Annotated in this window: 11 protein-coding genes; 2 read left to right on the top strand and 9 right to left on the bottom strand. The window is 72.9% G+C overall.

Annotated elements, in window-relative coordinates:
- Positions 1–420: 420 nt before the first annotated feature.
- Positions 421–678 (top strand): UBP-type zinc finger domain-containing protein, encoded by a 258-nt coding sequence (locus ABD844_RS11440; protein ID WP_344875837.1) that lies wholly within the window; start codon positions 421–423, stop codon positions 676–678.
- On the opposite strand, the gene ABD844_RS11435 is transcribed toward ABD844_RS11440, so the two are convergent.
- Together ABD844_RS11435 and ABD844_RS11430 are read right to left on the bottom strand one after the other, a co-directional pair.
- Positions 675–2,258, bottom strand: coding sequence for a Na+/H+ antiporter (locus ABD844_RS11435; protein WP_344875835.1), 1,584 nt, complete (start codon positions 2,256–2,258; stop codon positions 675–677). The two genes, ABD844_RS11440 and ABD844_RS11435, sit on opposite strands and share 4 nt — an antisense overlap.
- A gap of 110 nt (positions 2,259–2,368) precedes the next feature.
- The gene (locus ABD844_RS11430; RefSeq protein ID WP_344875833.1) at positions 2,369–3,520 is read right to left on the bottom strand and encodes a hypothetical protein; all 1,152 of its coding nucleotides are present in this window, start codon (positions 3,518–3,520) and stop codon (positions 2,369–2,371) included.
- Positions 3,521–3,895: 375 nt separating this feature from the next.
- Between ABD844_RS11430 and ABD844_RS11425 the strand changes: the two genes are divergently transcribed.
- Positions 3,896–5,899 carry an ATP-dependent DNA helicase gene (locus tag ABD844_RS11425; protein WP_344875831.1) on the top strand — a complete coding sequence of 668 codons (2,004 nt, stop codon included), beginning with the start codon at positions 3,896–3,898 and terminating at the stop codon, positions 5,897–5,899.
- A gap of 257 nt (positions 5,900–6,156) precedes the next feature.
- On the opposite strand, the gene ABD844_RS11420 is transcribed toward ABD844_RS11425, so the two are convergent.
- From ABD844_RS11420 to ABD844_RS11390, 7 genes are all read right to left on the bottom strand, one after another.
- A complete protein-coding gene (locus ABD844_RS11420) occupies positions 6,157–6,912 on the bottom strand; it encodes an SGNH/GDSL hydrolase family protein (RefSeq protein WP_344875829.1) in 756 nt (251 codons plus the stop codon).
- Positions 6,909–7,343: a type II 3-dehydroquinate dehydratase gene (gene aroQ / locus ABD844_RS11415; protein ID WP_344875827.1), complete on the bottom strand. Its 435-nt coding sequence runs from the start codon at positions 7,341–7,343 to the stop codon at positions 6,909–6,911. Before aroQ ends, ABD844_RS11420 begins: the two co-directional genes overlap by 4 nt.
- Positions 7,340–8,410 (bottom strand): 3-dehydroquinate synthase, encoded by a 1,071-nt coding sequence (gene aroB / locus ABD844_RS11410; RefSeq protein WP_344875825.1) that lies wholly within the window; start codon positions 8,408–8,410, stop codon positions 7,340–7,342. Before aroB ends, aroQ begins: the two co-directional genes overlap by 4 nt.
- Positions 8,407–8,910 (bottom strand): shikimate kinase, encoded by a 504-nt coding sequence (locus ABD844_RS11405; RefSeq protein ID WP_344875823.1) that lies wholly within the window; start codon positions 8,908–8,910, stop codon positions 8,407–8,409. The genes aroB and ABD844_RS11405 overlap by 4 nt, the downstream gene beginning before the upstream one ends.
- Positions 8,907–10,088, bottom strand: coding sequence for a chorismate synthase (aroC, locus tag ABD844_RS11400; RefSeq protein ID WP_344875821.1), 1,182 nt, complete (start codon positions 10,086–10,088; stop codon positions 8,907–8,909). The genes ABD844_RS11405 and aroC overlap by 4 nt, the downstream gene beginning before the upstream one ends.
- Before the next feature lie 43 nt (positions 10,089–10,131).
- A complete protein-coding gene (locus tag ABD844_RS11395; RefSeq protein ID WP_344875819.1) occupies positions 10,132–10,713 on the bottom strand; it encodes a prepilin peptidase in 582 nt (193 codons plus the stop codon).
- A gap of 120 nt (positions 10,714–10,833) precedes the next feature.
- Positions 10,834–11,370: an SseB family protein gene (locus ABD844_RS11390; protein ID WP_344875817.1), complete on the bottom strand. Its 537-nt coding sequence runs from the start codon at positions 11,368–11,370 to the stop codon at positions 10,834–10,836.
- Between the last annotated feature and the right edge of the window lie 19 nt (positions 11,371–11,389).

The following is an 11,389-nucleotide window of genomic DNA, read 5'->3' as shown; positions in this document are numbered from 1 at the left end:
CCCGAGGCCCGCGCCTCGGCGACGGCCCGCCGCCGCATCCGCTCCTCCTCGGCGGCAACCTCCTGCGCCCGCGTCACCAGCCGCCCGAGAAGGCGGGCCCGCTCGACGGGGTCCGCTTCCCGCTCGGCTTCCCTCAGCGCGTTCAGGTCCATCCGGACGTCAGCCTCCTCACCGTGCCGCCAAACCCTGCCACAGAACGTGCCGCAACGTGCCGGCGCGACGTGCGCAGGCATCGTAGCCCTCCCCGGCCTGCCACTCGGCGCCTGCCCGCCCCCACCGGCCCGGACGGCGGCCCGGACGGCGGCAGGGCCGACCGCACGGACGGGCACGGACGCGCACGGATGCGGCCTGTCCGGGAACGGCGACCCGCGCGGGCCCGGCCCGGAACCGCACCGGCCCGCAGGCCATAAGATTTCTGTTATGGCAACATGTGAGCATCTTTCCCATGCCGACGACCCGGCCGCGAAGACGCCGGAGGGCTGCGAGGAGTGCCTGGCCGTCGGCGGCCGGTGGGTGCACCTGCGCCGCTGCCTGGAATGCGGCCACATCGGGTGCTGCGACTCCTCTCCGGCCAAGCACGCCACCAAGCACTTCCACGAGACCGACCACCCGGTGATCCAGTCGTTCGAGCCCGGCGAGAGCTGGCGGTGGTGTTTCGTGGACAGCAAGATGGGCTAGTCGCGCTCGAGGATCGCTTCCTCGAAGTCGAGCTGCGCCATCACCTCGCGCAGCACCTCGTCGTCGAGGCGGCGCTCGTCGCGCAACCGGACGAAGACCTGCCGCTCGGCCTGCAGCATCTCGCGGCGCAGGCGGCGGTAGAGGATGCTGGGGGTCTCCGTCCCACCGGCGCCGGTGCCGCCGCCCAGGCGTTCCCAGGCGGTCAGGGAGCGGCGCCACGACTTCTCTCTGAGCTGGTCGATGACCTGCTTCTGGATCTCGTCGGGCTCGCCGCCCTCCGCGCTCACCAGCCGTTCCAGCTCGGCCAGGCCCGCCTCCAGGGCCGCCTGCTGGGCCGCGGCCTCCGACAGGCGGTCCTCGTACTGCTCCTGCGCGCTCGACACGCCCAGCCGCCTGATCAGCGCGGGGAACGTGGTGCCCTGGATGAGCAGCGTCCCGATCACGGTGGTGAAGGTCAGGAACAGCAGCATCGCCCGGTCACGCGCGGGCACGGAGTCAGGGATCGCGAACGCCGCCGCCAGCGACACCACGCCCCGCATCCCCGCCCAGCCGAGTATCACCGTCTGCGGCACCGTCGGCTGTGCGTTCTTCCTGCCCAGCGCCTTGATCAGATAGGTGACCGTGAACACCCACACGAACCTGCTGATGATCGTCACCGCCAGCACCGCCACCGCGTAGGCCGCGACCTGCCACGGGCTGTAGCCGACGATGCCCGTCACCACGGTCGTGAGCTGCAGCCCGATGAGCGCGAACACGACGGCCTCGAGGAGGAAGTCGGTGACCTTCCACACCGAGTCGGAGACCAGCCGCGTACCGAAGCCCCGCAGGTGCATGCGGTTGCCCAGGTAGAGGCCGACGACCACGACGGCGATCACGCCGGAGGCGTGCACCGACTCGGCCGCGAGGTAGGCGCCGAACGGGATCAGCAGCATCAGCGTGTTCTCGACCAGCGAGTCGCGGGTGTGCTGGAAGATCCAGGCGAACAGGAACGCCAGCGCCAGCCCGATCGCCACCCCGCCCACCGCGGCGAGCAGGAACTCGCCCAGCCCCTGCCACAGGCTGATGGACCCGCCCACGGCCGCCCCGATGGCGACCCGGTAGAGGGTGAGCGCGGTGGCGTCGTTGAAGAGGCTCTCGCCGACCAGGAGTGTCAAGGACCCCCGCGGCAGGCCGAGCCGCCGCCCGACCGCGACGGCGGCGACCGCGTCGGGCGGGGCGATGATGGCGCCGAGCGCGAACGCCAGCGCCAGCGGCAGATCGGGCAGCAGCAGGTGGACGAGCATCCCGACCACGGCCGTGGTGAACAGCACCAGCCCGACCGACAGCAGGCCCACCGACCGTTTGGCGTCACGCAGGCGCAGGTAAGAGCTGTCGAGCGCGGCCGAGTAGAGCAGCGGCGGCAGGAACACGTAGAGCACCAGCTCGGGCTCCATCGGCACCGGCGGCAGCAGCGGCGAGACCACCAGCCCGGCCACGACCAGCAGCAACGGGGCCGGCCAGCCGCGCCGCCTGGCCACTGCCGCCACGGCGATGGCCCCGGTGGCCGTCAGCAGCAACTGCAGGCCCAAGGTCGGACTCACCGGTGTTCCTCCCGCCTCAGCCCGCTTCGCGATGTCTCAGGCGATCGGCCCGGAATGTCGCGAACCGGAGCGCCTCGCGGTGAGCGTACCCTGCGCGGCGGAGCGGGTGGTCACCACTCCCGGCGGTCGCTTCTCTCGTGGTAGTCGGGCTGCTCGGGGCGCAGGCGCTCGCCGGTGGAGAACATGGGGTCGGTGACGTACGGGCGGGTCATCTCGGGGTCGGGCTGCTGCTGGTACGCCTCCTGCCGGCCGAGTGCCAGCAACGGGTCGACCGCGTTGGCCTGCTGGCCCTGGTAGGAGCCGTAGTCGTCGTGCGCCGGCTGCGGCTGCCGCCGCTGGGGCATGGTACGCGGACGGCCCGCGCCGGGGATGCCGTGCATGGGCGTGCCCAGACCGGCCGTGCTCGGGTGAGCCTGCGACGGGGCCTGGCCCTGGGCCTGGGGCGGAGCCTGGTACGCGTCGGACTGGTATGTGTCGGCTTGGTACGTGTCGGCTTGGTACGTGTCGGCTTGGTACGTGTCGGCCGGGAAGGAGTCCGCGCGCCTGCCACCGTACTGATCGGAGGAGTACTGGTCGGAGGGGAAGGGGTCGGCCGGGTACTGGTCCTGGCGCTGCGCGGCCGGCTGGTACGGGTCGGCGGCCTGGGAGGGGAAGCCGAGCGGGTCGGTGCTGAGCGGCGACTGGCGGCGCTGGTCGCCGGGCATCTGGTAGACGGGCTCGTTGTCCACGTACTGCGGGCCGGCGAACGGCTCCGCCTGGCCGGGCGGCTGCGTGTAGTGGGGGCCGCTGAGCGGGTCGGCGGTGTACTGGGGCCCGCTGAAGGGGTCGCCGGTGTACTTCTGCTGGGGAGCGGTGGTCTCCACGTAGTGGGGCCCGGCGTTGTCCGTGTACTGGTTGTCCACGTACTGGCTGTCCACGTACTGGGGGCCGGTGAAGGGCGTGCGCTGCTCGCCGTAGGCGGGGGTGGTGTCGCGGGGGGCCGGGCTCTCGCCGTACGAGGCCACCAGCTTGTCCTGGGCCGGCGGCGGGGCGCTCCTGGCCACGAGGACGTCGTTGGGCGACAGGGCCGACGTGGGCCGCTCGTCGAACGACTGCGGGGCCGCCTGCTGCTGGACGTGCTGGGGCGGCCGGTGGTATTGCCCGGTGCCGGGGATGACCTCGGTGCCAGGGTCGTGCGCCGGCACCGCGGGCTGCTCGCCCGTGGCCTCCCCGAACCCCTCGTCAAGGGTGTCGAGCAGCCTGCCGACATCCTCCATCGGCATGCGGAAGCTCGCTGTGCACATCTCGCCGCGCCAGAGGCTGAGGACCAGCGTGCCCTCATGCCATGTGACGCGGAGGCACCGCTCCTGACCTCGTGCATCGAAGAAGACTTCGCCGAACGACGGCAACGGGACAACTTCCGACATGGAGGACATATTGCTTTAACCAGCCTTTATTCGTCCACTCAACCCCGGAAAACCCTTGGGAAACCGGCCTTCCCACCTACACCCGGAACCCCTCCGGTCACACCCGGTGAGGACACTCCGTAACCGGTTGGAGTTCCGATCGCCCAGTGTGCCACGCCACCCGGCGCGCGTACCCGCGAACGCCGGGATGCGTCTGGCCGATCACACGGCGTTCGGCGCGACGGCCCCGGAATGCGGGTAGCGTTTACACCCGTGCCGGACTCCCATCTTCCGCAAGTGGACGAACTGCTCAACGTCGCGGTCAGCGCTCTCGGAGGGAGCGAACGGCAGGGCCAGATCACCATGGTCCAGGCCGTACGACGGGCCATCGACGAGAAGGAGCACCTGGCCGTCCAGGCGGGCACCGGCACCGGGAAGTCGCTGGCCTACCTCGTGCCCTCGATCCGCCACGCGATGGACGCCGACACCCCCGTCGTGATCTCCACGGCCACCATCGCGCTCCAGCGCCAGCTCGTCGACCGCGACCTGCCCCGGCTGGCCGAGACGCTGGGCAAGGAGCTGCCGCACGAGCCGACGTTCGCCATACTCAAGGGCCGCCGCAACTACCTGTGCCGCTACAAGGCCACCGCGGGCTGGCCCGAGGAGGACGAGCAGGACTCGCTCTTCGACCCGCGCGAGGTGAGCGCGACCGGCCGCATGGTCCAGCGCATCCAGGAGTGGGCCGAGGAGACCGAGACCGGCGACCGCGACGAGCTGGTGCCGGGCGTGAGCGAGCAGGCGTGGCGGCAGTTCTCCGTCAGCGCGCAGGAGTGCCTGGGGGCCGGCAGGTGCCCCAGCGGCGCCGAGTGCTTCGCCGAGCTGGCCAGGGCGCGGGCGGGCGAGGTCGACGTCGTGGTGACCAACCACGCGCTGCTCGCCATCGACGCCATGGGCGACCTGCCGGTGCTGCCCGAGCACGAGGTCGTGGTGGTCGACGAGGCCCACGAGCTGGTCGACCGGGTGACGTCCGTGGTCACCGGTGAGCTGTCGGAGGCGTCGGTGCTGCTGGCGGTGCGCCGGGTCGGCCGGCTCATCGACCAGCCCATCGCCGACCAGCTCATGGAGGCAGGGGAAGACCTCAAGGCGCTGCTGGCCGCCGCGCCGCCCGGCCGCATCGACGAGCTGCCGCAGGTGCTCGGCCTGACCCTGCAGCTCGTCCGTGACACGGCCTGGCGGTGCATCTCGGCCATGGGGTCACGCAACGCCGACAAAGACGACCCCGACAAGGCCGGGCAGCGCAAGGCGGCCTTCACCGCGCTCGACGAGGTGCACGACACCGCGGTGCGCATGCTCGACGCCTACGGGCACGACTCCGAGTCCGACCGGGCGGAGGTCGTCTGGCTCGACGCCGGCACCGACCGGCGCCCGCCTGCGCTGCGGGTGGCGCCGCTGAGCGTGAGCGGCATGCTGCGCGACAAGCTGTTCGGGGAGCGCACTGTGGTGCTCACCTCGGCCACGCTGGCGCTCGGGGGCACGTTCGACGGGCTGGCGGCGCAGTGGGGGCTCGGCGAGGGCGGCAGGGGCTGGCAGGGCATCGACGTCGGCTCGCCGTTCGACCACCCGCGCTCGGGCATCCTCTACGTCGCCAAGCACCTCCCCCAGCCCGGCCGCGACGGGCTGCCGCAGCAGTACCTCGACGAGATCACCGAGCTGATCGAGGCGGCCGGGGGGCGCACGCTGGGGCTGTTCTCGTCGATGCGCGCGGCCAAGGCCGCCACCGAGGCGCTGCGCGACCGGCTCGACGTGCCGCTGCTGTGCCAGGGCGACGACTCCACGATGCTGCTGGTCAAGCAGTTCGCCGAGGACGAGCCGACGTGCCTGTTCGGCACCTTGTCACTGTGGCAGGGGGTCGACGTGCCGGGGCCGTCGCTGCGGCTGGTCATCATCGACCGGGTGCCGTTCCCGCGCCCCGACGACCCGCTGACCTCGGCCCGCCAGCGGCACGTGGCGGCCAGGGGCGGCAACGGGTTCATGGCGGTGGCCGCCAACCACGCGGCGCTGCTGCTGGCGCAGGGCACCGGGCGGCTGCTGCGCGCCCAGGACGACAAGGGCGTGATCGCGGTGCTCGACCCGCGGCTCGTGACGGCCCGCTACAGCGGCTTCCTGCTGGGGTCGCTGCCGCCGTTCTGGCGTACGACGGACCCGGCGGTCCCGCGCGCGGCCCTCAAGCGCCTCACGACCGAGACGGCATCCTGACCGCGCCCCGGCCCTGACCGCGTCCTGCCCCGAGCGTGCCCTGACCTGATCGCGTCCTGACCGCGCCCCGGTCCTACCGCGTCCTGGCCTGACCGCGCCCCGGCCGTACCGCGTCCTGGCCTGACCGCGTCCTGACGGCGTCCTCTGTGGAGGGGATGCCGAGCGAGTGGCCCGGGGGCCGATCCGCGCCCCCGGGATCGTTCCGAGCCCCAGGGGTCGCGCGGAGCCTGGGGGCGGCCGAGCCCCGGGGCAGAGGGCTAAGCCCAGGGGGCCAGGTCGGGGCGTTTCGGGGAGACGCCGTCGCCGGAGGAGACGCCGCGCACCCGGCGCGACACCCAGGGCACCAGGTGCTCGCGCATCCACTGGGCGTCCTCGCGCCGCCTGGCCCGCGGGTCGATGGCGCGCTCCGGCCACTCCTTGCGCCAGTCGTCGAACGGCACGCCCAGCACGTCGAGCACCCGGGCCGCCACCAGCCGGTGCCCGTCCTCGTTCATGTGCAGCCTGTCGGCGCCCCAGGCCCGCCAGTCGCGCAGCCCCTGCATGGACCACAGGTCGACGAGCCGGCACCCGTACAGGTCGGCGATGGACCGCAGGTGCAGGTAGTAGACGGCGAACCGGCCGCGCAGCCGCCGCATCACCGGCGTGTCACGCGGGTCCACCCCCGTGAACAGCAGCACGTCGGCCCCGCCCGCGCGCAGGTCGCGTACGGCCCGCGCGAGCCTCTTGGCCATCACGTCGGGATCGCTGCCCGGCCTGAGCAGGTCGTTGCCCCCGCCGCAGAAGCTGACCAGGTCGGGCGCCATCTCCACGGCCAGCGGCACCTGCTCGGCCGCGACCTGGTCGAGGAGCTTGCCACGCACGGCCAGGTTGGCGTAGCGGAAGGCGGGGTCGTCGGCGGCGAGCCGCTCGGCCACCCGGTCGGCCCAGCCACGATAGTGCCCGTCCGGACCGGGATCGTTCAGTCCTTCTGTGAAGCTGTCACCGAGGGCGACGAAGGACTTGTAGTGCCTCATGAGGTGGTTGTCATCTCCGCGATAGCGTTCAGCGCAAGGACGTATGACTGTAGTCCGAACCCCGCGATGGTGCCCGTCGCCACCCCGGCCACGACGGAGGTATGGCGAAACTCTTCCCTCGCCGCGGGATTGGAGAGATGTACCTCGACGAGCGGGGCGGTGCGCTGGGCGATGGCGTCGCGCAGCGCGTAGGAGTAGTGGGTGAAGGCGGCCGGGTTGAGCACCACCGGGATGCGGCCGTCGCACGCCTCGTGGATCCAGCCGATCATCTCGGCCTCGTCGTCGGTCTGGCGCACCTCGACGTGGTGGCCGAGCTTGCGGCCCGTGTCGCGGCAGAGGACGGCGAGGTCTTCGAGCGTCTCGGCGCCGTACACGTCGGGCTCGCGGGTGCCGAGCCGGCCCAGGTTGGGCCCGTTGAGCACGAGGATCATGCCGAGATCTCCTTGTAGGCGGCTTCGAGCAGCTCTTCCGCGGGGTCTTCGAGGCGGCCGGGCGCGGCCAGGGCGTCGAGCACGACGAAGCGCTGCTTGGCGCCGCGGTTTTTCTTGTCGAGGCGCATGTGCTCGCGCAGCCGCGGCCAGGCTCCGGCGCGGTAGGCGATGGGCAGGCCGACGCCGGTGAGGATCGAACGGGTGCGGCCCACGAGGTCGGCGCGGCCGGACAGCCTGGACAGCTCGGCGGCGTAGACCATGCCGATGGCGACGGCCTCGCCGTGACGGATGCCGTAGTGCTCCTCGCGCTCGATGGCGTGGGCGAGCGTGTGGCCGTAGTTGAGGATCTCGCGCAGGCCCGCCTCGCGCAGGTCGGCGCCCACGACGTCGGCCTTGACCCGGATCTTGCGCTCGATCAGCTCGCGGGTGTGCGGCCCGTCGGGACGGGTGGCGCCCTCGGGGTCGGCCTCGATCAGCCGCAGGATCTCGGGGTCGGCGATGAAGCCGCCCTTGATGACCTCGGCCAGGCCCGCGACGTAGTCGGCCCTGGGCAGGCCCGCCAGGGTGGACAGCTCGCACAGCACTCCGGCGGGCGGCAGGAAGGTGCCCACGAGGTTTTTCCCCTCGGGCGTGTCGATGCCGTTCTTGCCGCCTACGGCCGCGTCGACCATGGCCAGCAGCGTCGTGGGCACGAGCACGACCTGGACGCCGCGCAGCCACGTGCCGGCCACGAACCCCGCCAGGTCGGTCGTCGCGCCCCCGCCCACGCCCACCACGGCGTCGGAGCGGGTCACGCCGCGCCGGCCCAGCTCGGACCACAGCCGCGCGGCCACCTCGACGGTCTTGGCGCGCTCGCCGTCGGGCACGGTCAGCTCGGCCACCTCGTAGCCGGCCCCGGCCAGCGCCTCGCGGACCGGCAGGGAGATCCCCGGCAGGGTCTCGGGGGCGATGACCGCGACGGTGCGCACGCCGGGCTTGAACAGGGTGGGCAGCTCGGCCAGCACGCCGGTGCCGACGACCACGTCGTAGGGGCTGTCGCCGCGTACGGGGATGCGGGTCGCGCTCATCCGGGCAGCCCCTTGACGATCTCGTCGGCGAGCTCTTCGGGCTCCCGCTTGTCGGTCACCACCGTCACCACGGCCAGCCGTTCGTAGACCGGGCGGCGCTCCTCCATCAGCTTCTTGAGCCGGCTGCGCGGGTTGAGCACCAGCAGCGGCCGGGCGGAGGCCAGGCCCACCCGCTGGACCGCGTCGGACAGCCCGACCTGCAGGTAGACGACGTGCTGGCCGTGGAGCAGGGCCTGCGTCTCCTGGTGCAGCACCGCGCCGCCGCCCAGGGACAGCACTCCGTCGTGCTCGGCCAGCGCGCGGCGCACGGCCTCGTGCTCCAGCTCGCGGAAGCGGGCCTCGCCGTCCTCGACGAAGATGTCGGAGACGGGCTTGCCCGCCACGGCCTCCACGTCGGCGTCGGTGTCGCGGAACTCCAGGCCGAGCCGCTCGGCCAGCAGCCGCCCGAGTGTGGTCTTGCCGGAGCCGGGAGGCCCGATCAGCACGGCCTTCGCTGTCATTTGATCACCATGGAAGAGAGGTAGCCGGACAGGTTGCGCGCGACCTCCTCGACGGAGTCGCCGCCGAACTTCTCCAGCGCCGCGTCGGCCAGCACCAGCGCCACCATGGCCTCGGCCACGATGCCGGCGGCGGGCACGGCGCACACGTCGGAGCGCTCGTGGTGGGCCTTGGCCGCCTCGCCGGTCTTGACGTCGATCGTGGCCAGTGCCCTCGGCACCGTGGAGATCGGCTTCATCGCGGCGCTGACCCGCAGGATCTCGCCGTTGGTCATGCCGCCCTCGACGCCGCCCGCGCGGTTGGTGATGCGGCGCACGCCGTCGTCGGTGGTGTATCCGATCTCGTCGTGGGCGCGGGAGCCGGGCCTGCGCGCGGTCTCGAAGCCGTCGCCGACCGCGACGCCCTTGATCGCCTGGATGCCCATGAGCGCCCCGGCGAGCCTGGAGTCGAGCCTGCGGTCCCAGTGGGTGTAGCTGCCCAGGCCGGGCGGCAGGCCGTAGGCGAGCACCTCGACGACGCCGCCGAGCGTGTCGCCGTCTTTGTGCGCCTTGTCGATCACCTCGATCATCGCGGCGCTGCCCGCGGGGTCGGAGCACCTGACCGGGTCGTCGTCGATCCTGGCCAGGTCGCCGGGGCCGGGCAGCAGCTCGGACGGGGTGCGCGCGCCGCCGATCTCGGTGACGTGGCTGACGAGGTCGACGCCGAGCGCCTGCTTGAGGAAGCGCCTGGCGACCTCGCCCAGCGCCACCCGGGCCGCGGTCTCGCGGGCGCTGGCCCGGTCGAGGACGTTGCGGGCGTCGTCGAAGCCGTATTTCTGCATGCCCGCCAGGTCGGCGTGGCCGGGGCGCGGGCGGGACCTGGGCGCGTTGCGGGCCAGGCCGTCCAGCTCGGCCGGGTCGACCGGGTCGGCCGCCATGACCTTCTCCCACTTGGGCCACTCGGTGTTGCCGATGCGGATGGCGACCGGGCTGCCCATCGTGCGCCCGTGGCGGACGCCGCCGACGATCGTCACCTCGTCCTGCTCGAACTTCATCCGCGCGCCGCGGCCGTAACCGAGCCTGCGGCGGCGCAGGGCCTCGTCGACGGCGGCCGTGGTCACCTCGACCCCGGCCGGCAGGCCCTCGAGGATGGCGACGAGTTCGGGCCCGTGGGACTCTCCTGCGGTCAACCAGCGCAACATGCGTACAAGTCTTCCACGTACGGCCGAGTGAGCTGTCCTCCGGTCACCATGCGAGACAGAGTGTCGTGAGCGCCCCGAGGAGCATGAAGGGGCCGAAGGGGAACTGGGTGTGCCTGGTGCCACGCCCGGTGACCAGCAGGGCGAGCGCGTAGAGCGCACCGAGTAGCTGTCCGGCGAAGGCCGCCGCCACCACGGCCGGCCAGCCCAGCGCGCCGCTCACCAGGCCGATGAGCCCGGCGAGCTTGACGTCGCCGAAGCCCATGGCGTCCGGCCTGAGCAGCCAGAGCAGCCCGTAGCCGGCGGCCAGCGCGGCCCCGCCCGCCAGCGCCCTGCCCAGTTCGCCCGTCGGGAGCAGCGCCAGGGCCGTGACGGGGTACGCGGGCAGGATGATCGCGTCGGGGAGCGTCTCGGTGCGCCAGTCGATGACGGCCAGCGCGATGCCGACGACGGCGAAGCACACGTAGGGGAGCCCCGCCCGCCACGCGACCAGGGCCGCCACGGCGGCGGTCAGCGACTCGACCGCGCCAGGGGGCAGCGGCCGGGCGGGGAGGTGGTCGTAGGCGTGGGCGAGGGCCCTGACGCGGTCTCCGCAGACGAGGCCGATCAGCGCCATGAAGGCGACCATCCCGCCGACCTTAGCCGGGGCCGGCCACGCGGTCCGGCTCGAATGCCGACCGGGTATGGGACCAGGCCGGGCGGCGCGTGACGCGTTCGCCGGGCCGGGAGGCGCGGGCCGGCTCGGCTGTCAGCGGGGGCCTCGGGAGAACCAGCGGCGTCGGCGGGGCGCGGGCGCCACCTTGGCCACCGTGACCCCGCTCAGCTCGCCCACCGTGCCCGACTCGACGGCGGCCAGCGCCTCCAGCACCTCGCCCTCGATGACGAACTGCACGGGCCCCGCCACGTCCACCACGACCGCCGCCGCCCGTTCCTGCACGGCGGCCCGGCAGACCTGGAGCGCGGTGGCCTGGATCGGCCGGGCGTCGGGCCGCCACCTGGCCAGCGCGTCCGTGCCGGTGAACGCGAGCACCGCCTGCCGCCCGTCGTTACCGACGAGCTTGGGCAGCGCCATCTCGCTCTCCTTCTCCTGCCGCAGCCCGTGCGCGCCCACCTCGGTCTCGGTCAGCAGCGCCACCACGGGCACCAGCAGCCGGGCGCTGCTCAGGGCGTTCAGCACCTCGGCGGGACCGGCCGCGCCCGCCTCGTAGGCGGCCAGGGCGGCGGCCACGGCGGGGGTGGCGGCGCCGTCGTCGTGGGGATCGAGGGGTCGCGGGATGCTCGGCACAGCCTCCGAGCGTACCCCG

It is taken from the genome of Nonomuraea antimicrobica (assembly GCF_039536965.1).
GTDB classification, from domain to species: Bacteria; Actinomycetota; Actinomycetes; order Streptosporangiales; family Streptosporangiaceae; genus Nonomuraea; species Nonomuraea antimicrobica.
Note: the sequence above shows the minus strand (reverse complement) of the source record. Positions and strands in the feature narration are given on the sequence as shown.

Coding starts and splice junctions, on each gene's coding strand:
- aroC (WP_344875821.1), bottom strand. CDS start 10,088: ATGTTGCGCTGGTTGACCGCAGGAGAGTCCCACGGGCCCGAACTCGTC.
- ABD844_RS11440 (WP_344875837.1), top strand. CDS start 421: ATGGCAACATGTGAGCATCTTTCCCATGCCGACGACCCGGCCGCGAAG.
- ABD844_RS11430 (WP_344875833.1), bottom strand. CDS start 3,520: ATGCCGATGGAGGATGTCGGCAGGCTGCTCGACACCCTTGACGAGGGG.
- aroB (WP_344875825.1), bottom strand. CDS start 8,410: ATGAGCGCGACCCGCATCCCCGTACGCGGCGACAGCCCCTACGACGTG.
- ABD844_RS11420 (WP_344875829.1), bottom strand. CDS start 6,912: ATGAGGCACTACAAGTCCTTCGTCGCCCTCGGTGACAGCTTCACAGAA.
- ABD844_RS11425 (WP_344875831.1), top strand. CDS start 3,896: ATGCGGGTAGCGTTTACACCCGTGCCGGACTCCCATCTTCCGCAAGTG.
- ABD844_RS11395 (WP_344875819.1), bottom strand. CDS start 10,713: ATGGTCGCCTTCATGGCGCTGATCGGCCTCGTCTGCGGAGACCGCGTC.
- aroQ (WP_344875827.1), bottom strand. CDS start 7,343: ATGATCCTCGTGCTCAACGGGCCCAACCTGGGCCGGCTCGGCACCCGC.
- ABD844_RS11405 (WP_344875823.1), bottom strand. CDS start 8,910: ATGACAGCGAAGGCCGTGCTGATCGGGCCTCCCGGCTCCGGCAAGACC.